This is a genomic window from Streptomyces caelestis (genome assembly GCF_014205255.1).
Lineage (GTDB): Bacteria > Actinomycetota > Actinomycetes > Streptomycetales > Streptomycetaceae > Streptomyces > Streptomyces caelestis.
This window is the reverse complement of the sequence record NZ_JACHNE010000001.1, coordinates 1,428,514-1,451,989: the sequence shown is the minus strand read 5'-3', so window position 1 is coordinate 1,451,989 and position 23,476 is coordinate 1,428,514. Positions and strand designations below refer to the sequence as shown.

Below are 23,476 nucleotides of genomic sequence, written 5' to 3'. Positions count from 1 at the left end.
CGGCCATGGCCCCGTGCCGGCCCTTGGCGGGCGGGGCACAGTCGCGTCCAGGCGCCCACCCCCCGACGGCGCCACGACCCCACCGGCGTCCGTACGGCCCCGTCCTGCCGCCTCACACCCAGCCAATGGCTCCAGCCCCGCCCCAGGAGCCCCTGGGCGCCCCTCTCAGCCTCAACCCGGCTCCGCCACCCCACACCCTGCCGGGGCCGGCGCCGGGCCGCGGCGGGTCTCATGCCCGGGCAGGCCCGCTCGGCCCAGCACCCAACTCGCGCCGCGTAACGCCTTCGCCGCCTTCTTCAGCGGTGCCAGGCAAGCAGCCGCCTGCCGGTGGTCGGTCACGCTGCCCGGCGCGCACAGCACCGTGGCGAGCGACAGCGTGACCGGCCGACCGCCCGCCGACCACGGGGCGTCCAGCACGGAGACGGCCAGTGGATCGAGGCTCTCCGGTTCGGCGAGCACCAGGAAGTCGTCGCCGCCGATGTGTCCCACGCGGGTACCGTCGGTCGCGGCCTGCTGCAACGCACGCCCCACCGCCCGGATCAGCTCGTCGCCCGCAGCGAACCCGGCCCCGTCGTTGACCTGCTTGAAGTGGTCGACGTCCAGCCAGCTCAGCGCGAACGCCCGCCCGGACGCGATCCGCCGGTCCACCTCACCGGTGATCGCGTCCGAGCCGGGCAGACGCGTCAGCGGATTGAGCCCCGCCGCCTCCTCCACCCGCGTCTCGGCCAGTGCGCGCACGAGATCCGCGAGCCGTACGACGCCCACACACCGCCCGTACTCGTCGACGACGGCGACATCGTCCGACGTGCGGTCCCGTTCGCCGACGGCTACGACGTCCAGCACCTCCCAGGCGGTGGCGTCGACGCCCACCGTCCGCGGTGGGTCACCGAGCTTGGCCGCGGGCCGGTCGGCGTACAGGGCATGCCCGTAGCGCCCGGACATCGACAACAGGAAGCGTGACCGGTGCACCGAGCGGACCGGCACTCCCGCAGTGTCCACGAGCAACACCCCGGAGACGTCCGGCGATCCGGTCAGCAGCGCCCGGACCCGCCCGGCGGAGGCCGTGGCGGGCAGCAGCGCCGCGGGTCGTACGAACTCCCGCACCGACGGTCCGGATCGCGGCACGGCCACATCGGCGGGGGAGCGGGGCGGAACGTAGACGTCCGCGGCGGGCAGCCGGGCCGGCGGGGCGAACAGCTCACCCTGTGCCAGCTGCGCCCCGGCCGCCACCGCTGCCGCGCACTGCCCCTCGGTCTCCACGCCCTCGACGGCCAGAAGAGCCCCCAACTCGTCGCACAGTGTCCGCATCGACCGCACCACCGCCGGCCGCGCCAGCAGCGACGCGTCCAGCTTCACCAAGTCTGGCGTGACGTCCGAGAGGAGCCGCAAGGGCACGTCCCCGTCCCCGACACCGTCCGCGCAGATCCGGAAGCCCTGCCCGCGCAGCCTGGACACCGCCTCCAGCAGCGCCCGCTGCGGCACGTGCGTGTACGGCGGGCAGACGTCGATCGTCACCTCCCACGGAAGCCGCCCCGCCTCGCGCACGGCGTCGTGCAGCGAAGGCAGCCCGCCGAGGTCGGCGAGGGTGCCGGCGAACACGTTGACGAACAGCGGCAGCAGGGTCTCCTTGCGCACCGCCGCGCGGACCGCCGACACCGCCAGCCGGCTGTCGAGCTCGGGATCCCGGCGGGCCTCGGCCAGGATGTCGCCGGTCTCCGGGCGGGCGAGTATCTCCAGTCCCGCGACCGCGCCGGTCGTCAGATTGACCACCGGTTGGAAGGCGAAGCGGAGAGTGTCCGTCCAGGAGTGCACGGGAGCATGATGACTCGGCTGGCACACGCCCAAGCGCAGTTCATGAGACGTTCACACAGGATTCCGAAGCGGTCACACAGCGTATGCCAGGCGCGTCGCGGCCGCACCGCCAGCGCCCGCGCGAGACGGCTCCATGCCACGTCCCGGCACCTCCCGTGGCACCGCCCCCTGTCACGCCGTCCTGACTCCGCCCCTGCCGCGTCCCGGCACCAGCCCCACGCCGTGTCCGGCACCCACCCCGTCCCGCGTCTGCCCCTCCAGGCTCACCGCACCGCGATCACCGCCGACCCATGCCCGAACAGCCCCTGGTTCGCACTGATGCCCACGCGCGCTCCCGCCACCTGCCGTTGACCTGCCTCGCCCCGCAACTGCCAGGCCAGCTCGCACACCTGGGCTATCGCCTGTGCCGGAACCGCCTCGCCGAAGGAGGCCAGTCCGCCGCTGGCGTTCACCGGTATGCGCCCGCCCAGGGCCGTCTCCCCGTCCCGCAGCAGCTTCGCGCCCTCGCCCTCAGCGCACAGCCCCAGGTCCTCGTACCACTGCACCTCAAGCGCCGTGGACAGGTCGTAGACCTCGGCCAGCGACAGGTCCTCCGGCCCGACTCCTGCCTCCTCGTAGGCCGCCCGGGCGATCGACATGCGGAACGTCTCGGCAGGCGGATCGACCGCCACAGCGGAGTCGGTGGCGACGTCCGGCAGGTCCAGAACGGTGTTCGGGTAACGTGGCGTCACCGTGGACACGGCCCGTATCCGCACCGGATCCGCATCGCCGTGCCGCCGCGCGAACTCCAGGCTGGAGAGCACCACCGCCGCGCCGCCGTCGGAGGTCGCACAGATGTCGAGCAGCCGCAGCGGATCGGCGACGACGGCGGAGGCGGCGACCTCCTCGGCGGTGACCCGCTTGCGGTAGCGCGCGTGGGGGTTCAGCGCTCCCATCTCGGCGTTCTTCACCTTCACCTGTGCGAAGTCGTCCGGGGTGTCGCCGTGCACGGCCATGCGCCTGCGGGCGTACAGCCCGAAGTACACCGGGTTGGTCGCCCCGAGAACCCGGAACCGCAGCCAGTCGGGATCGTCGGGCCGGTGGCCACCCGCAGGTCGGAAGAACCCTTTGGGAGCGGCATCGGCTCCCACCACGAGCACCACTTCGGCTTGCCCGGAGAGGATCTGGGCCCGCGCCGCGTCCACGGCCTGCGCCCCGGTCGCGCACGCGGCGTACACGCTCGTGACCCGGGCCCCTTGCCAGCCCAGTGCTTTCGCGAACGTAGCTCCGGCCACATACCCGGGATAGCCGCCACGGACGGTATCCGCGCCGATGATCGAGCCGATGTCCCGCCAGTCCAGCCCGGCGTCGGTGAGCGCCGCGCGGGCGGCTGCGACGCCGTACTCGACGAAGTTCCGTCCCCACTTGCCCCATGGGTGCATGCCCGCACCCAGCACCGCCACCTCGCCCGTCACGCCTTCACCCCCGTCGGCCGCCAGTGCCACGTCGTCCAGGTCGTTTCCGTGTCCTCGTGGAGCACGCCGGGCACGACCTCCACCTCCATGCCCACCGTCAGGTCCGCGACGGTGACCCCGGGAGCAGCCTGTCCCAGCACCACGATCCGCTCGGCCTCCAGCTCCACAGCGATCAACGCGCACGGATCCCACGGAAGTTCCGGATCGCTCACGTAGGGTGACGGTGGCCGATACCGGCTGTCCGTATACGACCAGACGCGACCACGCCGCGACAGCGGGACCTCCACCAAAGCCCCGCCCGCGCAGGCCGGGTTGCGGCAGTGATGGTCCTCACGGGGGAAGAAGACCGAGGCGCACGCCGCGCAACGCGTGCCGAGCAGCCGGAAACCATCCCCCTCCCCGGTGAACCACCCCACCACCACGGGCGTTCGTGTACGCGCCACAGTGCCTCCCCGCAGACCGTATCTGACGGAACGTCAGAAGTCTGCCACGGCTTTCCGGACTTCTACATCCCTTCCCCGGCGGGACCGTCTCCTGGTAGACGCAAGAGCCATGACACGACTCACCACCGTGGCGCGCGGCCTGATCACCGCCTTCGCCGCCCTGCTGGCGGCGACCGCCCCCGCCGCAACCGCCCAGGCCGAGACCGGGCCCCAGGCGCCCAGGGACTTCGTGACCCTGAGAAGCGTGGACCCCACGATCCTTCAGGAGATCCGCTACTTCACCCCGCACAACTTCGTCGGTGAGCGCATCGACGGCTACGTCCAGCCGATCTGCGTCCTTACCCGCCCCGCCGCCCAAGCCCTCCACAGGGCCCAGACGAAGCTGCTGTCCCAGGGCTACACACTCAAGGTGTACGACTGCTACCGGCCGCAGCGCGCGGTGGACCACTTCGTCCGCTGGGCCAAGGACCTCGACGACCAGGCCATGAAGGACGAGTTCTACCCGAACGTCGACAAGACCCGGCTGTTCGCCGACGGCTACATCGCCGAGAAGTCCGGCCACAGCCGCGGATCGACCCTGGACGTCACCCTCGTGAAACTGCCGGCGAAGCCGACCCGGCCGTACCACCCCGGAGAGCCCCTCGTGCCGTGCTTCGCACCCCTGGAGGAGCGGTTCCCCGACAACTCCGTCGACATGGGGACCGGCTTCGACTGCTTCGACACCCTCTCCCACACCCTCGACCCACGCGTCCAGGGCGGACAACGCGCCAACCGGCTGCTGCTCAAGAGCACCCTGGAAGGCCTCGGCTTCGTGAACCTGGCAGAGGAGTGGTGGCACTACACCTACAAGCCCGAGCCCTACCCGGACACCTACTTCGACTTCCCCGTGTCCAGGAAGGCGCTCACCAGCGCTCACTGAGCCGCCCGCCGCAGACGCCCTCTCCGTGATCGGCTACAGTCCGCCGCGTGTCCGAAACTCAGCACTCCAGTTCCAACTCCGCGCCGGGCTCCCACTGTTCGAGCTGCGGCGCGCCCTACGGAGAGGGCGTCTCCGGCTGGCCCCGCACCTGCCCGGCGTGCGGCAGCGTGGCCTACCGCAATCCCCTCCCGGTCGCGGTGGCCCTCCAGCCCGTGTACGACACCAAGGGCACCGCCTTGGTCGTCATCACCCGAACCGTCGCTCCCGCGCGCGGGGGCATCGCCCTGCCCGGCGGCTACATCGACGACCGGGAGGACTGGCGGCAGGCCGTCGTACGCGAACTCAAGGAGGAAACCGGCATCGACGCGGCCGGTCGCGACGTACGCCTCGTCGATGCGATGAGCTCGCCCGACGGACACCTGCTGCTGTTCGGCCTCCTCCCGGAACGCCCTGTCGAGAGTCTGCCGCCCTCCGCCGCCACGGGTGAGACGGAGGGCTGGCACCTCCTGCGCAGGGCGGAGGAACTCGCCTTCCCCCTGCACACCGTGGCCGTACGGGCCTGGTTCGAGGGCCGCTACATCTGAACTTCAGCGTTCCCGGCCCCGCGGACGCGCACCGGGTGGGACGGTTCGCCCCCACCGTTCTCACCCTCCCGCTCGACGACCACCCGCGAGCCCATCCACCGAGCCGTGTAGCGCTCGATCTCCGGCTCGTCCCACCCCTCGCCCCCGTCCGGGACGACCAGCCCGCCCCCGGTCCGTCCCGGGGCGGGCGCCCACACCTCCAGCTCCAGCCCGCCGTCCTCCCCGCGTACGGGAAGCACCGCACCCGCGCGCGCGAACACCGGGATCCGCGACAGAGGCGCGTCGACGAGCACCTGCGCCGGCCCTTCGTATGCCCGCTCCGTCGCTGTGTCGTACCAGCGCCCCCGCGGCAGCTGTACGGCACGCCGGTCCGCGCCCGGGTCGAGCACCGGCGCCACCAGCAGGCAGTCGCCCAGCAGGAAGGCGTCCCCGCAGTCACGCAGCGCCCGCTCCTCCGGCGCCGCCCACCACAGGGGCCGCACATAGGGCGCTCCGGTACGCCGCGCCAGGTGCGCCAGCGTCATGAAGTACGGCAGCAGCCGCCGGCGTTCGACGAGCGCCACGCGCGCGTGCTTCAGCACCTCGGCACCGAACTCCCACGGCTCCCTGCGCCCCGCCCGCAGACTCGCGTGCGTACGGAACAGCGGCAGGTACGCACCCAGCTGGAACCACCGCAGGAACAGCTCGGGGGAGGGGGCCCCGTCGAAGCCTCCGATGTCCGGCCCCGAGTACGGCACGCCGCACAGCCCGAGCCCCATCACCAGCGCCAAGGACGCCCGCAGTCCCGGCCAGCCGGTGGCCACGTCCCCGGACCAGGTCCCGCCGTAGCGCTGCATGCCGGCCCATCCCGAGCGGGAGAACAGGAACGGCCGCTCCTGGGGCGTGAGTTTCCGCAGCCCTTCGAAGCCGGCCCTGGCCATGCACAGCGCGTACACGTTGTGCGCCTCACGATGGTCACCGCCCCGCCCCTCCAGGGAGTGCCACGCCGAACGTGGCAGCGTCGACTCCCCGAAGGCGGTGAACGACGTGGGCTCGTTCATGTCATGCCAGAAACCCGAGAAGCCCTGCGCGAGCCGCTCCTCGTAGAGACCGCCCCACCATTCACGCACGCGCGCGTGCGTGAAATCGGGAAACACGGCATCCCCAGGCCACACGACCCCCTGCACGACCTGCCCCGAGGCATCCCGCACGAACGCGTCCTCAGCCGTCCCACCGTCGTACACGGCATTGCCGGGCAGGGCCTTCACGGCCGCGTCGACGATCGACACCAGGCGAATGCCGTCCCGCCGGAGTTCCTCGGCCAGAACGGGCAGCTTCGGGAAGCGGTCCTGGTCGACGGTGAACACCTGATGCGCGTCGAAATGGTCGATGTCCAGGTGCACGGCGTCGAGCGGCAGACCACGCTCCAGATACCCCGCGACGATCCGCCGCACCTCCTGCTCGCTGCCGAACCCCCACCGCGCGTGGTGGTGCCCGAGTGCCCACGCGGGCGGCAGTGCCGGCGCGCCGGTGAGTGAGGCCCAGGCGAGCAGCACGCGCGCGGGGGCGCCCACCATCACCCAGCAGCGCAGTGGACCGCCGTCCATCCGCAGCTCGCTCGTCCCGGCCCGGTCGTGCCCGGAACCGGCGCCCTCCTCGCCCTCCCGCAGCGTCACCGTGCCGTCCCACGAACTGTCGTGGAACACCAGATGCGTACCGCCGTCGGACACGACCATCTGCACCGGCATCGTGATGTACAGCGGGTCGTCACCAGGCCCGAAGGCATAACCGGGGTCGGTGTTCCACAGCCGGTACGTCCCGTCCGGCAGCCGAGGACCCGCAGCCCGACCACCGAGCCCGAAGAACCGCGCGTCGGCAGCCACCTCCGACCGCTGCATCCACCGCGCCGGGCCGCCGCCGACCGGCTCCCACCACCGCGGCGGCAGATCGCGGCGCAGGGTCACACCACCGGGGGTGCGCACTTCCACCGCGCCGTGCCGCGACACGACGACCGTCACCCGCTCGGCCACCACCCGCCAGCCACCGTCCTTGTCCGGCTCCAGCACCGCCCGGGGATCCGCCTCAGGACACCGGCCGGCCAGCGCGTACGACGGCTCGGGCTCCGCCCCGTCCCAGCCGTAGAAGACGGCGCCGTTCACGGCGACCAGAATCCGCAGCTCCGACCGGCTGAACCGGACGACACCGCCCCCCGGCCCCGGCTCCACCTCCTGCACGGCCCCGGGCACCCGCGCACGCTCCGCCCCCCGCGACGGCAGTCCGGTGGCGTCGGCCCGCCGCCTGCGCCACGCTGCTCGTACGGTACGCACACCCTGCGCCGCGCCCACCGAACCCACCGCTATCACCGAACGCACCAGGTCACGACCGTTCATGCTGCTCACCCTGCCACTGACCGCCCCACGCGCGCGTGTCGTTCAACTGCCGTTCACCTGTGCCACGACCACATCTTCACGACACGGACTATGTGGGGCGCACCCTGGTGCCGAAGTCGATCACATGGCATTGTCCGTGCCAGCCGCGTCACGCGCACACCCCAGCCCGTGCGCGGAGGACGCACACGACGCGCACAGTCCGGGAGCCGACCATGTCGACCGCTAGTCCTCAGCCGCTCTGGCAGCCAGACCCCGAGCGCATCGCCCGGGCACGGATCACCAGGTTCCAGGCCTGGGCAGCCGAGCACCACGGCGCCCCCGCCGAGGGCGGCTACGCGGCCCTCCAGCGCTGGTCCGTCGACGAGCTGGACACCTTCTGGAAAGCCGTCACGGAGTGGTTCGACGTCCGTTTCTCGACGCCCTACGCGCGCGTGCTCGGCGACCGTTCGATGCCGGGCGCCCAGTGGTTCCCCGGGGCGACCCTCAACTACGCCGAACACGCCCTCCGCGCGGCCGACACCCGCGCCGACGAACCGGCCCTCCTGCACGTCGACGAGACGCACGAACCAAGCCCCGTCACCTGGGCCGAGCTGCGCCGCCAGGTCAGCTCCCTGGCCGCCGAGCTGCGCGCCCTCGGCGTACGCCCAGGAGACCGCGTCAGCGGCTACCTCCCCAACATCCCGGAGGCCGTGGTCGCCCTCCTCGCGACAGCCGCCGTCGGCGCCGTCTGGACGTCCTGCGCGCCCGACTTCGGCGCCCGCAGCGTCCTCGACCGCTTCCAGCAGGTCGAACCCGTCCTGCTGTTCACGGTCGACGGCTACCGCTACGGCGGCAAGGAGCACGACCGGCGCGAGGTCGTCGCCGAACTGCGCCGCGAACTGCCCACCCTGCGTGCCGTCGTCCACATCCCCCTCCTCGGCACCGAGACACCCGAGGGCGCCCTGGACTGGTCGGCCCTCACCTCCGCCGACACGGACCCCGTCTTCGAGCAGGTGCCCTTCGACCACCCCCTGTGGGTGCTCTACTCCTCCGGCACCACCGGCCTGCCCAAGGCCATCGTCCAGTCCCAGGGCGGCATCCTGGTCGAGCACCTCAAGCAACTCGGCCTGCACTGCGACCTGGGCCCCGAGGACCGCTTCTTCTGGTACACGTCGACCGGCTGGATGATGTGGAACTTCCTCGTCTCCGGCCTGCTCACCGGCACCACGATCGTCCTCTACGACGGCAGCCCCGGCTACCCGGACACCGGCGCCCAGTGGCGCATCGCCGAACGCACCAAGGCCACCCTCTACGGCACCTCGGCCGCCTACGTCATGGCCTGCCGCAAGGCGGACGTACACCCGTCCCGCGACTTCGACCTCTCCTCCGTCCAGTGCGTCGCCACCACCGGCTCGCCCCTGCCCCCCGACGGCTTCCGCTGGCTCCACGGCGAGGTGCGCGACAACCTGTGGATCGCCTCCGTCAGCGGCGGCACGGACGTGTGCTCCTGCTTCGCCGGAGCCGTACCGACCCTCCCGGTCCACGTCGGCGAACTCCAGGCCCCCTGCCTCGGCACCGACCTCCAGTCCTGGGACCCGAACGGCACCCCCCTGATCGACGAGGTCGGCGAACTCGTGGTCACCAACCCCATGCCGTCGATGCCCATCCACTTCTGGAACGACCCCGACGGCAGCCGCTACCACGACAGCTACTTCGACACGTATCCCGGCGTATGGCGGCACGGCGACTGGATCACCGTCACCTCCCGCGGATCCGTCGTCATCCACGGCCGCTCCGACTCCACGCTCAACCGCCAAGGCGTACGCATGGGCTCCGCCGACATCTACGAGGCCGTGGAGCGCCTCCCCGAGATCAGGGAATCCCTCGTCATCGGCATCGAACAGCCCGACGGCGGCTACTGGATGCCCCTCTTCGTGCACCTCGTCCCCGGAGCCGTCCTCGACGAGGCCCTGCTGAACCGCATCAAGCAGACCATCCGCGAACAACTGTCACCACGCCACGTCCCCGACGAGATCATCGAAGTACCCGGCGTCCCCCACACCCTGACCGGCAAACGCATCGAGGTCCCGGTCAAACGCCTCCTCCAGGGAACGCCGCTGGAGAAGGCGGTCAACCCGGGCTCCATCGACAACCTCGACCTGCTGAGCTTCTACGAGGACCTGGCCCGCAAACGCCCCTGACCAGCACCACTCGAACACTCTTCGTCACCATGTCTGTTGACGCGATCACGTTAACCACCCGGCAGCTGACCTGCAGTTATGTCCTCATCCGGATACCGATCCCCTGCCCAGCGCCCGTTGTCAGTGCCACCGATTACTGTGAGTGAGCATTGATCGACCGTGCACAGGGGGAACAATGACGCACACCGACAGCCGGACCATGCGACGCGTCCTGCGCCGCGAAATCGCCGGCACCCTCGGCCTGCTCACCGACGAGCACGACTTCCTGGCCATGCGGCGCTACCGCAGCTTCACCTTCGACGACCACGCGGCCTACCTCAAGCATGTGGAAGGCCTCCTCAGGACACGTGCCCTCCAAGGCAGCCACACCACCGTGGCCCTCTTCGACCCCGAGGAGTACGCCGAGTTCTGCACCCAAAACGGCCTCGACCCCGACAACCCGTCGAGCCGCACACGCTTCACGGCACGACTCGCGGTCACAGGCCCGACCCTTCCGTACGAGGGCCAGCCTCTGTCCGACCTGCTCCCGGCCCTCGTCGATGAGGCCGTGCGGCAGGCCACCTGGGAGTACGCGACCACACTCCTCGCTCGCCTGGGCGCCTGCACCTCCTGCGGCGAAGACATCGGACGCGCCGCCTTCGCCCGGGCCTCGGACCTCCTCGTCCGCATCCTCGACACGGCCCCGTCCGGCAACCGGCACCTCGTGTGCAGCGTCACCGGACCGCCCGAGACCCTCGTCGCCGCCCTCCACGTCGCCGACACCGGCGGCGCCGTCAAACTGGACGAGACGGAAGCCCTCGAGTTCACCACGGTCCTGGCCCTCGGCCTGGCCACCGAAAGCCCCGGAGGACTCGTCATCCGAGCCAGCGCCCCAGGCAGCCCCGACCGTGTCTACGGCTGGCGCCTGCGCGCATACGGACTCGAACCCCTCACCGCGGGAGAGGTCTTCGACGCCTACTGCACCGACGTGGAATCCGGCGACCTGATCTCCCCCGAATCCAACGTCGATTACTGCGAACCGCCCGACCTGGGAGACGTGCAACCGGAACAGGGACACAACCACTGAAAAGCGGGCGGGGCGCCCCACCGCAGTGGAGCGCCCCGCCCGGGCAGTCATCGGCCGGTCAGGCCCGGCTCACTCGCCCGACAACACCGCCTGCGCCGCGCTGCGCGCGTCCTCGGCGCTGTCCGTGGCCCGCGCCGCAGCAGCAGCCCGCTCGCACTGCGCCAGCGTGTACTTCGCCAGCGCGGCCCGGACGTAGGGAATCGACGCCGCGCCCATCGAAAGAGAGGTGACGCCCAGACCAGCCAGCACACACGCGAGCAGCGGGTCGGACGCGGCCTCACCACAGACGCCACAGCTCTTGCCCTCGGCCTTCGCCGCCTCGGCGGACAGCGCCACCAGGTCGAGCAGCGCGGGCTGCCACGGATCCTGCAGACGGGAGACCGCACCCACCTGACGGTCGGCGGCGAAGGTGTACTGCGCCAGGTCGTTCGTCCCCAGCGACAGGAACTCGACCTCCTGGAGAATCGAGCGCGCCCGGAGCGCGGCCGACGGGATCTCGACCATCGCGCCGAACTTCGCCCGCAGCCCGGCCTCTCGGCACGCGTCCGCGAAAGCCCGGGCATCGGTGCGGTCCGCGACCATCGGGGCCATGACCTCGAGGTAGACCGGCAGCCCTTCCGCGGCCTTCGCGAGCGCCGTCAGCTGGGTACGCAGAACCTCCGGGTGATCCAGCAGCGTCCGCAGCCCCCGCACGCCGAGCGCCGGGTTCGGCTCGTCGGCCGGCGTCAGAAAGTCGAGCGGCTTGTCCGCACCCGCGTCCAGCACCCGCACCACGACACGCCCCTCGGGGAACGCCTCCAGCACCTGCCGGTACGCAGCGACCTGCTTCTCCTCGGACGGCGCCTGCTTGCTGTCGTCCAGGAAGAGGAACTCGGTGCGGAAGAGTCCGACACCCTCGGCACCGGCCTCGACCGCTGCCTCCACATCCGCAGGGCCGCCGATGTTCGCGAGCAGTGGCACCTTGTGACCGTCCGCGGTGGCACCGGGGCCGGTCGAAGCCGCCAGCGCCGCCCTGCGCTCGGAGGCCGCGGCCTCGAGCTGAGCCTTCTTCTCATCGCTCGGGTCCACGAAGATCTCGCCGGTGCTGCCGTCGACGGCGATCATCGTGCCTTCGGCGAGCTCGCCGGCACCCGGAAGCGCGACCACGGCCGGCACCCCGAGCGCCCGCGCCAGAATCGCACTGTGGCTGGTCGGACCGCCCTCCTCGGTGACGAAGCCGAGCACCAGAGTCGGGTCCAGCAGCGCGGTGTCGGCAGGCGCGAGGTCACGGGCGACAAGGACATAGGGCTCGTCGCTGTCGGGCACACCCGGCATCGGCACCCCCAGCAGACGGGCGACGATACGATTCCGCACATCGTCGAGATCGGCCACACGACCGGCGAGGTACTCACCGGCACCCGCCAGCAGCTCGCGGTACGCGGCGAAGGCGTCGTACACCCCGCGCTCGGCCGTGCTGCCGACGTCGATCCGCCGTTCCACGTCTGCCATCAGCTCGGGGTCCTGGGCCATCATGGCCTGTGCCTCGAGCACCGCCTGGGCTTCACCCCCCGCCAGGTTGCCCCGTGCCATCAGGTCGGCCGCCACAGCCTCCACGGCCTTGCGGGCGCGCCCCTGTTCGCGCTCCGCCTCTTCCGCGGGGATCTGCTTCGCAGGCGGCTCCAGCACCGCCGTTCCCATGTGCCGAACCTCGCCGATCGCCACACCGTGGCTGACGCCGACGCCTCGCAGCGTTGTGTCCATCTCACCCGTCTCCGATAGTGCGGCGGATTCAGCCACCGCGTTGGTTCTCCTGCTAGCCGCCTTACGACGGCACTGAGGTCACTCCCAGAGGAAGAGACTGTCGCCGGCCTTCACATCGCCGTCGTCACGAAGATCGGAGAGTGCTTCGGCCGTGGCCTCCAGCGCCACGATCGGGCAGACCGCGGACTTGCCCGCGGCCTCGACGGCAGCCGGGTCCCAGCGCACGATGCCCTGGCCGCGCCTGACGGTGTCACCCTTGTTCACGAGCAGCTCGAAACCCTCGCCGTTGAGCTGCACGGTGTCGATACCGAGGTGAGTGAGCACGCCATGACCGTTCTCGTCGACGACTACGAACGCGTGCGGGTGCAGGGAGACGATGACGCCGTCCACGGGCGAAACGGCCTCGGAAGGCTCACGTACGGGGTCGATCGCTGTCCCCGGGCCGACCATGGCCCCGGAGAAGACCGGATCCGGCACGGCTGCCAGTCCGATGGCGCGTCCTGCGAGTGGGGACGTCACGGTGGTCATGGGAAGCCTCCCAGGGGTGGAGTTCTAAAGGGGCCGTCCCTGCCGGTACCGGACGGCACACTGTTCAGCAGGGTATGTCACCTGAAGTGCCGGTTCCGCGTAGGCACTCCAGAATGGTCTAGACCATACCTCAAAGCGATTTGCACCGGCTCCACGGCCGGGTGTACAGTCGTACTCCTGCTTGGGGCTGAGCGACACAACCACGTGTCCTCGTCTGGCAGCACCCAACTTGTCAGATCCTATCTCGGGGTCACTTTCTGCATGCCTGCAGGACAGTGGTCAGAGGGTCGGAAAAACACTGGTAGAGTTGGGAACACCGAAGGGAAGCGCCCGGAGGAAAGCCCGAGAGGGTGAGTACAAAGGAAGCGGCCGTTCCTTGAGAACTCAACAGCGTGCCAAAAGTCAACGCCAGATATGTTGATACCCCGTCTCCAGCATCAGCTGGGGCGAGGTTCCTTTGAAAAAACACAGCGAGGACGCTGTGAACGGCCGGGCTTATTCCGCCTGGCTGTTCCGCTCTCGTGGTGTTGCACCGGATTACCGGTACACATTCACGGAGAGTTTGATCCTGGCTCAGGACGAACGCTGGCGGCGTGCTTAACACATGCAAGTCGAACGATGAACCACTTCGGTGGGGATTAGTGGCGAACGGGTGAGTAACACGTGGGCAATCTGCCCTGCACTCTGGGACAAGCCCTGGAAACGGGGTCTAATACCGGATACTGACCATCTTGGGCATCCAAGGTGTTCGAAAGCTCCGGCGGTGCAGGATGAGCCCGCGGCCTATCAGCTTGTTGGTGAGGTAATGGCTCACCAAGGCGACGACGGGTAGCCGGCCTGAGAGGGCGACCGGCCACACTGGGACTGAGACACGGCCCAGACTCCTACGGGAGGCAGCAGTGGGGAATATTGCACAATGGGCGAAAGCCTGATGCAGCGACGCCGCGTGAGGGATGACGGCCTTCGGGTTGTAAACCTCTTTCAGCAGGGAAGAAGCGAAAGTGACGGTACCTGCAGAAGAAGCGCCGGCTAACTACGTGCCAGCAGCCGCGGTAATACGTAGGGCGCGAGCGTTGTCCGGAATTATTGGGCGTAAAGAGCTCGTAGGCGGCTTGTCGCGTCGGTTGTGAAAGCCCGGGGCTTAACCCCGGGTCTGCAGTCGATACGGGCAGGCTAGAGTTCGGTAGGGGAGATCGGAATTCCTGGTGTAGCGGTGAAATGCGCAGATATCAGGAGGAACACCGGTGGCGAAGGCGGATCTCTGGGCCGATACTGACGCTGAGGAGCGAAAGCGTGGGGAGCGAACAGGATTAGATACCCTGGTAGTCCACGCCGTAAACGGTGGGCACTAGGTGTGGGCAACATTCCACGTTGTCCGTGCCGCAGCTAACGCATTAAGTGCCCCGCCTGGGGAGTACGGCCGCAAGGCTAAAACTCAAAGGAATTGACGGGGGCCCGCACAAGCGGCGGAGCATGTGGCTTAATTCGACGCAACGCGAAGAACCTTACCAAGGCTTGACATACACCGGAAAACCCTGGAGACAGGGTCCCCCTTGTGGTCGGTGTACAGGTGGTGCATGGCTGTCGTCAGCTCGTGTCGTGAGATGTTGGGTTAAGTCCCGCAACGAGCGCAACCCTTGTCCCGTGTTGCCAGCAAGCCCTTCGGGGTGTTGGGGACTCACGGGAGACCGCCGGGGTCAACTCGGAGGAAGGTGGGGACGACGTCAAGTCATCATGCCCCTTATGTCTTGGGCTGCACACGTGCTACAATGGCCGGTACAATGAGCTGCGATACCGCGAGGTGGAGCGAATCTCAAAAAGCCGGTCTCAGTTCGGATTGGGGTCTGCAACTCGACCCCATGAAGTCGGAGTCGCTAGTAATCGCAGATCAGCATTGCTGCGGTGAATACGTTCCCGGGCCTTGTACACACCGCCCGTCACGTCACGAAAGTCGGTAACACCCGAAGCCGGTGGCCCAACCCCCTTGTGGGGAGGGAGCTGTCGAAGGTGGGACTGGCGATTGGGACGAAGTCGTAACAAGGTAGCCGTACCGGAAGGTGCGGCTGGATCACCTCCTTTCTAAGGAGCACTTCTTACCGATCCCTTCGGGGTGAGGTCAGAGGCCAGTACATCAGCGAATGTCTGATGCTGGTTGCTCATGGGTGGAACGTTGACTACTCGGCACGGTCCAGGATGGATTAGGCGCTAGTACTGCTCTTCGGAGCGTGGAACGCTGATCTGGTCAGCTGGCTGTGTCGGGCACGCTGTTGGGTGTCTGAGGGAATGGATTTTTCCTCAGTCGCCGGCCCCAGTGAACTCGCCTGTAAAGGTGGGGTGATGGGTGGCTGGTCGTTGTTTGAGAACTGCACAGTGGACGCGAGCATCTGTGGCCAAGTTTTTAAGGGCGCACGGTGGATGCCTTGGCACCAGGAACCGATGAAGGACGTGGGAGGCCACGATAGTCCCCGGGGAGTCGTCAACCAGGCTTTGATCCGGGGGTTTCCGAATGGGGAAACCCGGCAGTCGTCATGGGCTGTCACCCTTGCCTGAACACATAGGGCAAGTGGAGGGAACGCGGGGAAGTGAAACATCTCAGTACCCGCAGGAAGAGAAAACAACCGTGATTCCGGGAGTAGTGGCGAGCGAAACCGGATGAGGCCAAACCGTATGCGTGTGAGACCCGGCAGGGGTTGCGTATACGGGGTTGTGGGATCTCTCTTTCATGGTCTGCCGGCCGTGAGACGAGTCAGAAACCGTTGATGTAGGCGAAGGACATGCGAAAGGTCCGGCGTAGAGGGTAAGACCCCCGTAGTCGAAACATCAGCGGCTCGTTTGAGAGACACCCAAGTAGCACGGGGCCCGAGAAATCCCGTGTGAATCTGGCGGGACCACCCGCTAAGCCTAAATATTCCCTGGTGACCGATAGCGGATAGTACCGTGAGGGAATGGTGAAAAGTACCGCGGGAGCGGAGTGAAATAGTACCTGAAACCGTGTGCCTACAAGCCGTGGGAGCGTCGGAATGAAGACTTGTCTTCATTCTCGTGACTGCGTGCCTTTTGAAGAATGAGCCTGCGAGTTTGCGGTGTGTTGCGAGGTTAACCCGTGTGGGGAAGCCGTAGCGAAAGCGAGTCCGAATAGGGCGTTTGAGTAGCACGCTCAAGACCCGAAGCGGAGTGATCTAGCCATGGGCAGGTTGAAGCGGAGGTAAGACTTCGTGGAGGACCGAACCCACCAGGGTTGAAAACCTGGGGGATGACCTGTGGTTAGGGGTGAAAGGCCAATCAAACTCCGTGATAGCTGGTTCTCCCCGAAATGCATTTAGGTGCAGCGTCGTGTGTTTCTTGCCGGAGGTAGAGCACTGGATAGGCGATGGGCCCTACCGGGTTACTGACCTTAGCCAAACTCCGAATGCCGGTAAGTGAGAGCGCGGCAGTGAGACTGTGGGGGATAAGCTCCATGGTCGAGAGGGAAACAGCCCAGAGCATCGACTAAGGCCCCTAAGCGTACGCTAAGTGGGAAAGGATGTGGAGTCGCAGAGACAACCAGGAGGTTGGCTTAGAAGCAGCCACCCTTGAAAGAGTGCGTAATAGCTCACTGGTCTAGTGATTCCGCGCCGACAATGTAGCGGGGCTCAAGCGTACCGCCGAAGTCGTGTCATTGCAGCAATACGGCCAACGCCGGCTGTGATGGGTAGGGGAGCGTCGTGTGCCGGGTGAAGCAGCCGCGTAAGCGAGTTGTGGACGGTTCACGAGTGAGAATGCAGGCATGAGTAGCGATTCACACGTGAGAAACGTGTGCGCCGATTGACTAAGGGTTCCTGGGTCAAGCTGATCTGCCCAGGGTAAGTCGGGACCTAAGGCGAGGCCGACAGGCGTAGTCGATGGATAACCGGTTGATATTCCGGTACCCGCTGTGAAGCGTCAAACATCGAGCCCGCTGATGCTAAGGCCGTGAAGCCGTCCTGGAGCCTTCGGGCAAAGGGGAGTGGTGGAGCCGCCGAACCAAGGTGGTAGTAGGTGAGTGATGGGGTGACGCAGGAAGGTAGTCCAGCCCGGGCGGTGGTTGTCCCGGGGTAAGGGTGTAGGCCGTGCGATAGGTAAATCCGTCGTACATGTGGCTGAGACCTGATGCCGAGCCGATTGTGGTGAAGTGGATGATCCTATGCTGTCGAGAAAAGCCTCTAGCGAGTTTCATGGCGGCCCGTACCCTAAACCGACTCAGGTGGTCAGGTAGAGAATACCGAGGCGTTCGGGTGAACTATGGTTAAGGAACTCGGCAAAATGCCCCCGTAACTTCGGGAGAAGGGGGGCCACGCTTGGTGAGAGGACTTGCTCCTCGAGCTGGGGGTGGCCGCAGAGACCAGCGAGAAGCGACTGTTTACTAAAAACACAGGTCCGTGCGAAGCCGTAAGGCGATGTATACGGACTGACGCCTGCCCGGTGCTGGAACGTTAAGGGGACCGGTTAGTCACTCTTCGGGGTGGCGAAGCTGAGAACTTAAGCGCCAGTAAACGGCGGTGGTAACTATAACCATCCTAAGGTAGCGAAATTCCTTGTCGGGTAAGTTCCGACCTGCACGAATGGCGTAACGACTTCTCGACTGTCTCAACCATAGGCCCGGTGAAATTGCACTACGAGTAAAGATGCTCGTTTCGCGCAGCAGGACGGAAAGACCCCGGGACCTTTACTACAGTTTGATATTGGTGTTCGGTTCGGCTTGTGTAGGATAGCTGGGAGACTGTGAACTCTGGACGCCAGTTCAGGGGGAGTCGTCGTTGAAATACCAGTCTGGTCGTGCTGGATGTCTAACCTGGGTCCGTGATCCGGATCAGGGACAGTGTCTGATGGGTAGTTTAACTGGGGCGGTTGCCTCCTAAAGAGTAACGGAGGCGCCCAAAGGTTCCCTCAGCCTGGTTGGCAATCAGGTGTTGAGTGTAAGTGCACAAGGGAGCTTGACTGTGAGACCGACGGGTCGAGCAGGGACGAAAGTCGGGACTAGTGATCCGGCGGTGGCTTGTGGAAGCGCCGTCGCTCAACGGATAAAAGGTACCCCGGGGATAACAGGCTGATCTTCCCCAAGAGTCCATATCGACGGGATGGTTTGGCACCTCGATGTCGGCTCGTCGCATCCTGGGGCTGGAGTCGGTCCCAAGGGTTGGGCTGTTCGCCCATTAAAGCGGCACGCGAGCTGGGTTTAGAACGTCGTGAGACAGTTCGGTCCCTATCCGCTGCGCGCGTAGGAGTCTTGAGAAGGGCTGTCCCTAGTACGAGAGGACCGGGACGGACGAACCTCTGGTGTGCCAGTTGTTCTGCCAAGGGCATGGCTGGTTGGCTACGTTCGGGAGGGATAACCGCTGAAAGCATCTAAGCGGGAAGCCTGCTTCGAGATGAGGACTCCCACCTCCTAGAGAGGGTAAGGCTCCCAGTAGACGACTGGGTTGATAGGCCGGATATGGAAGCACGGTAACGTGTGGAGTTGACCGGTACTAATAGGCCGAGGGCTTGTCCTCAGTTGCTCGCGTCCACTGTGTTGGTTCTGAAACCACGAACAGCCCCACGTGCCACACGTGGTGCGGCTGACAGTTTCATAGTGTTTCGGTGGTTATAGCGTAGGGGAAACGCCCGGTTACATTCCGAACCCGGAAGCTAAGCCTTACAGCGCCGATGGTACTGCAGGGGGGACCCTGTGGGAGAGTAGGACGCCGCCGAACTCCTTTTGAGCTCTGGCTCTTGGGCATACAGCCCGAGAGCCAGAGCTTTTTTGCGTTGAGGTAAGGTCAGGGAGCATCGTTGGATCGTTTCCCACAGGAGGCCCCCGGGTGGAGGTTCAGGAGACTCGCGTCCAGACGGACCGTGTCCTCACCATCCCGAACATCCTCAGCATGGCGCGCCTCGTCGGCGTGCCGCTCTTCCTGTGGCTGATTCTGCGGCCTGAGTTCGGTGGGCCCCAGAGTGACGGCTGGGCCCTTCTGGTACTGGCCCTGAGCGGCGTCAGCGACTACCTGGACGGCAAGCTCGCACGGCGCTGGAACCAGATCAGCAGCCTCGGCCGGCTCCTGGATCCCGCGGCCGACCGGCTCTACATTCTGTCGACTCTCGTCGGCCTCACTTGGCGCGAGATTCTGCCTCTCTGGTTGACTGCTGCACTTCTGGCGCGGGAGCTGGTTCTGCTGGTGATGGTGGGCATCCTCCGCCGGCACGGCTATCCGCCGCCCCAGGTGAACTTCCTGGGCAAGGCCGCCACCTTCAACTTGATGTATGCCTTCCCGCTGCTCCTGCTCAGTGATGGAAGCGGTTGGATCTCGTCACTGGCTGCCATTTTCGGATGGGCGTTCGCCGGATGGGGTACAACGCTGTATTGGTGGGCAGGAGTCCTCTACGTAGTACAGGTCCGCCGCCTCGTCCGTGCGGACGCCATGGCCGATTGAACTCGCGGATTGGCCCCACTGACGCGGCCCGATGGCCCGACGTGGAAAAGTGCGGGACAATCCTGGCGGGGGAAGTCGGCTAGACCGTCGTCTTTAGAGGAGGACGCTTCCGACATGAAGGCCGTCGTGATGGCCGGAGGCGAAGGCACGCGCCTTCGCCCCATGACCTCAAGCATGCCCAAGCCGCTCCTGCCCGTGGCGAACCGCCCGATCATGGAGCATGTGCTGCGGTTGCTGAAAAGGCATGGGCTCAACGAAACAGTCGTAACTGTCCAGTTCCTGGCCTCGCTCGTCAAGAACTACTTCGGTGACGGCGAAGAGCTCGGTATGGAGCTCACCTATGCCAATGAGGAGAAGCCACTCGGTACCGCTGGAAGCGTCAAGAATGCCGAAGAGGCGTTGAAGGACGATGCCTTCCTCGTCATCTCCGGCGATGCACTGACGGATTTCGATCTCACCGAGCTCATCAATTTCCACAAGGAAAAGGGCGCCCTGGTCACGGTCTGTCTGACGCGTGTGCCCAATCCGTTGGAATTCGGCATCACCATTGTCGACGAGGAAGGCAAGGTTGAGCGCTTCCTCGAGAAGCCGACCTGGGGCCAGGTCTTCTCCGACACCGTGAACACCGGCATCTATGTGATGGAGCCCGAGGTCTTCGACTATGTCGAACCCGATGTGCCCGTCGACTGGTCCGGCGATGTCTTCCCGCAGTTGATGAAGGAAGGCAAACCGGTCTACGGCTACATCGCCGAGGGGTACTGGGAGGACGTCGGCACCCACGAGAGCTATGTGAAGGCGCAGGCCGATGTCCTGGAGGGCAAGGTCGACGTCGACATCGACGGGTTCGAGATCTCCCCCGGGGTGTGGGTCGCCGAGGGGGCCGAGGTCCATCCTGACGCCGTGCTCCGTGGGCCGCTTTACATCGGGGACTACGCAAAGGTCGAGGTCGGCGCCGAAATCCGTGAGCACACCGTCGTGGGCTCCAACGTGGTCGTCAAGAGCGGCGCTTTTCTGCACAAGGCCGTCGTTCACGACAACGTCTACGTGGGGCCGCACAGCAATCTGCGCGGTTGCGTGGTCGGAAAGAACACCGACATCATGCGCGCGGCGCGGATCGAGGACGGGGCGGTCATCGGTGATGAGTGCCTGATCGGTGAAGAATCGATCGTTCAGGGCAATGTGCGGGTCTATCCGTTCAAGACCATCGAAGCCGGTGCCTTCGTCAATACCTCGGTCATCTGGGAATCCAGGGGGCAGGCGCATCTCTTCGGGGCCCGTGGGGTGTCCGGAATCCTGAACGTGGAGATCACACCGGAGCTGGCGGTACGGCTTGCCGGTGCCTATGCGACGACCCTGAAGAAGGGCTCGACCGTCACTACGGCCCGCGACCACTCGCGTGGTGCCCGAGCCTTGAAGCGGGCGGTGATCTCCGCCTTGCAGGCCAGCGCCATCGACGTACGGGACCTGGAGAACGTGCCGCTGCCGGTGGCCCGGCAGCAGACAGCGCGAGGCAGCGCGGGCGGGATCATGATCCGTACGACGCCCGGGGTGCCGGACTCCGTCGACATCATGTTCTTCGACGGGCAGGGCGCGGACCTGTCGCAGGGCAGCCAGCGGAAGCTGGACCGGGTGTTCGCGAGGCAGGAGTACCGGCGAGCCTTCCCCGGGGAGATCGGTGACCTGCACTTCCCGGCGAGTGTCTTCGACTCGTACACCGGGTCGCTGCTGCGGAACGTCGACACGACCGGGATCGCGGAGTCCGGTCTGAAGGTGGTCGTGGACGCGTCCAACGGAAGTGCGGGACTCGTGCTGCCGAGTCTGCTGGGGAAGCTCGGTGTCGACTCGCTGACGATCAATCCCGGTCTCGACGAGTCCAGGCCGACGGAGACGGCCGACATGCGGCGGTCGGGGATGGTGCGTCTCGGGGAGATCGTGGCGTCCTCGGGGGCCGCGTTCGGGGTGCGGTTCGATCCCGTCGGTGAGCGGCTGTCCCTCGTCGACGAGAAGGGGCGCATCATCGAGGACGACCGGGCGCTGCTCGTGATGCTCGACCTCATCGCGGCCGAGCGGCGCAGCGGCCGGGTCGCGCTGCCGGTGACCACGACCCGGATCGCCGAGCAGGTGGCGGCGTACCACGGGACTCAGGTCGAGTGGACGACCACGTCTCCCGACGACCTCACGCGCGTGGGCGGTGAGGAAGGGACGATCTTCGGCGGCGACGGCAAGGGCGGCTTCATCGTCCCCGAGTTCAGCAGCGTGTACGACGCCACCGCGGCGTTCGTACGACTCATCGGGCTCGTGGCGCGGACGCAGCTCACGCTCAGCCAGATCGACGCGCGGATCCCGCGGGCGCACGTCCTGAAGCGGGATCTGGCGACTCCGTGGGCCGTCAAGGGGCTCGTGATGCGGCGGGTCGTCGAGGCTGCCGGAGACCGGTTCGTCGACACCACGGACGGCGTGCGCGTGGTGGAGACGGACGGCCGTTGGGTGATGGTGCTGCCCGACCCGGCCGAGGCCGTCACCCACCTATGGGCGGAAGGGCCGGACGACGCCTCCGCGCAGGCTCTGCTGGATGAGTGGTCGGCGGTCGTGGACAGCGCCGGCCGGTAGAACGGCTGCACGCGTGCGTGCCGGACAAGCGTCCCCCAGGGGGCCTGTCCGGCACGCCGGTGGGGCCGTTCGGAGGTAGTGGCCCCGACGTGCGACGATGTGCGGCATGCCGCAGCAACCCCCCATTCGGAGCACACCGACGCGGCCCAGGCGCCCGGACGCGTCCATGTCGTTGATCACCAACGTCATGGACCACAGCCTCGACGACGGATACGCCGAGGCCGCCGCGCGGAAGAAGGCCGCGGGTGACGCCGGCATGCCGAAGACGCTCAGGGCGAAGCTGGGGCTTGCCGCCGGCCTGGTGCTCGCGGCCCTCGTCGTGACCGTGGGGGCGGCGCAGGCGCGGGTCGCCGCTCCGGTCGTGGCCAAGGAGCGCGAGGAACTGGTCGACAGGATCGACCGGGAGACCGAGGCGGCGGACAAGCTGGAGGATGCCGTCGACCGGCTGCGCGGGGACGTGAGCGCGCGACAGCGGGAGGCGCTGAAGCACAGCGGTGGCAGCGCCGAGTCCGAGATCGTGGGCATTCTGTCGGGTGCCACGGCGGTGCACGGCCCGGGCGTGAAGCTCGTGGTGAACGACGCCAAGGACACCGGCACGGGCGGTGACGATAACCCGCGAGAGACCACCGGGTTCTCCGACATCGGCCGGGTGCGCGACCGGGACATGCAGCGCGTGGTCAACGGGCTGTGGGAGTCGGGCGCCGAGGCGGTCTCGATCAACGGGCAGCGGCTGACCGCGCTGTCCGCGATCAGGGCCGCGGGGGACGCGATACTGGTCGACAACAAGCCGCTGGTGCCGCCGTACACGGTGCTCGCGGTGGGGGACGGGCAGCGGCTGAGCACTCGGTTCCAGAACAGCGCGGACGGGCTGTATCTGCACGCGCTGCAGGAGAGCTACGGCATCAGGACAGGCATCTCCGTGGAGGAGGACCTTCGGCTGCCTGCCGCCCCGAGTGTGATCGTACGTACAGCACAGCCGAGCACTGAGAAGAGCGAGAAGGGCACATCGTGATCGCCGTACTGGGCCTCGTCGTGGGAGTCGTGGCCGGCCTGTTGGTCCGGCCTGAGGTTCCGGCGGTGGTCGAGCCTTATCTGCCGATCGCTGTCGTGGCGGCGCTCGACGCCGTCTTCGGCGGCCTGCGGGCCATGCTCGACGGCATCTTCGACGACAAGGTCTTCGTGGTGTCGTTCCTGTCGAACGTGGTGGTGGCCGCGTTGATCGTGTTCCTGGGGGACAAGCTGGGCGTGGGTGCCCAGCTGTCCACCGGTGTGGTGGTCGTCCTCGGTATCCGGATCTTCTCCAACGCTGCGGCGATCCGCCGGCACGTGTTCCGGGCGTGAGG

General features: G+C 67.1%; 14 protein-coding genes and 3 rRNA genes. 11 read left to right on the top strand and 6 right to left on the bottom strand.

Going from position 1 to position 23,476, the window contains the following annotated elements:
• Positions 1–171 precede the first annotated feature (171 nt).
• From HDA41_RS06500 to HDA41_RS06490, 3 genes are all read right to left on the bottom strand, one after another.
• Complete coding sequence (locus HDA41_RS06500) at positions 172–1,812, bottom strand: GGDEF domain-containing protein (RefSeq protein ID WP_184981543.1); 1,641 nt, start codon at positions 1,810–1,812, stop codon at positions 172–174.
• 263 nt (positions 1,813–2,075) lie between these two features.
• Entirely contained in the window at positions 2,076–3,266 is a 1,191-nt protein-coding gene (locus tag HDA41_RS06495) for a lipid-transfer protein (protein WP_184981541.1), read from the bottom strand.
• Positions 3,263–3,688 (bottom strand): Zn-ribbon domain-containing OB-fold protein, encoded by a 426-nt coding sequence (locus HDA41_RS06490; RefSeq protein WP_184993212.1) that lies wholly within the window; start codon positions 3,686–3,688, stop codon positions 3,263–3,265. The genes HDA41_RS06495 and HDA41_RS06490 overlap by 4 nt, the downstream gene beginning before the upstream one ends.
• Before the next feature lie 130 nt (positions 3,689–3,818).
• Between HDA41_RS06490 and HDA41_RS06485 the strand changes: the two genes are divergently transcribed.
• Both HDA41_RS06485 and HDA41_RS06480 read left to right on the top strand, forming a co-directional pair.
• Positions 3,819–4,628: a M15 family metallopeptidase gene (locus tag HDA41_RS06485; RefSeq protein ID WP_184981539.1), complete on the top strand. Its 810-nt coding sequence runs from the start codon at positions 3,819–3,821 to the stop codon at positions 4,626–4,628.
• 47 nt (positions 4,629–4,675) lie between these two features.
• On the top strand, positions 4,676–5,212 hold the full coding sequence (locus tag HDA41_RS06480) for an NUDIX domain-containing protein (RefSeq protein ID WP_184981537.1): 537 nt from the start codon (positions 4,676–4,678) through the stop codon (positions 5,210–5,212).
• Here HDA41_RS06480 and HDA41_RS06475 read toward each other — a convergent pair.
• The gene (locus HDA41_RS06475; RefSeq protein ID WP_184981535.1) at positions 5,203–7,581 is read right to left on the bottom strand and encodes a glycoside hydrolase family 31 protein; all 2,379 of its coding nucleotides are present in this window, start codon (positions 7,579–7,581) and stop codon (positions 5,203–5,205) included. The two genes, HDA41_RS06480 and HDA41_RS06475, sit on opposite strands and share 10 nt — an antisense overlap.
• Before the next feature lie 212 nt (positions 7,582–7,793).
• On the opposite strand from HDA41_RS06475, the gene HDA41_RS06470 reads away from it, so the two are divergent.
• Both HDA41_RS06470 and HDA41_RS06465 read left to right on the top strand, forming a co-directional pair.
• On the top strand, positions 7,794–9,761 hold the full coding sequence (locus tag HDA41_RS06470; protein ID WP_184981534.1) for an acetoacetate--CoA ligase: 1,968 nt from the start codon (positions 7,794–7,796) through the stop codon (positions 9,759–9,761).
• 175 nt (positions 9,762–9,936) lie between these two features.
• Positions 9,937–10,827 carry a DUF8829 domain-containing protein gene (locus HDA41_RS06465; protein WP_184981533.1) on the top strand — a complete coding sequence of 297 codons (891 nt, stop codon included), beginning with the start codon at positions 9,937–9,939 and terminating at the stop codon, positions 10,825–10,827.
• A gap of 69 nt (positions 10,828–10,896) precedes the next feature.
• Here the strand turns inward: HDA41_RS06465 and ptsP are convergent, their stop codons facing one another.
• Entirely contained in the window at positions 10,897–12,567 is a 1,671-nt protein-coding gene (ptsP, locus tag HDA41_RS06460) for a phosphoenolpyruvate--protein phosphotransferase (RefSeq protein ID WP_184993210.1), read from the bottom strand.
• 78 nt (positions 12,568–12,645) lie between these two features.
• The gene (locus HDA41_RS06455; protein ID WP_184981532.1) at positions 12,646–13,095 is read right to left on the bottom strand and encodes a PTS sugar transporter subunit IIA; all 450 of its coding nucleotides are present in this window, start codon (positions 13,093–13,095) and stop codon (positions 12,646–12,648) included.
• A 550-nt stretch (positions 13,096–13,645) separates the two neighbouring features.
• On the opposite strand from HDA41_RS06455, the gene HDA41_RS06450 reads away from it, so the two are divergent.
• The 7 genes from HDA41_RS06450 (at position 13,646) to HDA41_RS06420 (ending at position 23,474) form a co-directional block, all read left to right on the top strand.
• Positions 13,646–15,174, top strand: a 16S ribosomal RNA gene (locus HDA41_RS06450).
• Positions 15,175–15,483: 309 nt separating this feature from the next.
• Positions 15,484–18,605 (top strand): 23S ribosomal RNA (locus HDA41_RS06445).
• Positions 18,606–18,689: 84 nt separating this feature from the next.
• Positions 18,690–18,806: ribosomal RNA gene (gene rrf, locus HDA41_RS06440) — 5S ribosomal RNA — on the top strand.
• The 16S, 23S and 5S rRNA genes sit together here, the layout of an rRNA operon.
• A gap of 108 nt (positions 18,807–18,914) precedes the next feature.
• A complete protein-coding gene (gene clsA, locus HDA41_RS06435; RefSeq protein WP_184981531.1) occupies positions 18,915–19,523 on the top strand; it encodes a cardiolipin synthase ClsA in 609 nt (202 codons plus the stop codon).
• A gap of 114 nt (positions 19,524–19,637) precedes the next feature.
• A complete protein-coding gene (locus tag HDA41_RS06430) occupies positions 19,638–22,133 on the top strand; it encodes a mannose-1-phosphate guanyltransferase (RefSeq protein ID WP_184993208.1) in 2,496 nt (831 codons plus the stop codon).
• 106 nt (positions 22,134–22,239) lie between these two features.
• Positions 22,240–23,145 carry a DUF881 domain-containing protein gene (locus tag HDA41_RS06425; protein WP_230299621.1) on the top strand — a complete coding sequence of 302 codons (906 nt, stop codon included), beginning with the start codon at positions 22,240–22,242 and terminating at the stop codon, positions 23,143–23,145.
• Entirely contained in the window at positions 23,142–23,474 is a 333-nt protein-coding gene (locus tag HDA41_RS06420) for a small basic family protein (protein WP_003988855.1), read from the top strand. Before HDA41_RS06425 ends, HDA41_RS06420 begins: the two co-directional genes overlap by 4 nt.
• The last annotated feature ends 2 nt before the right edge of the window (positions 23,475–23,476 follow it).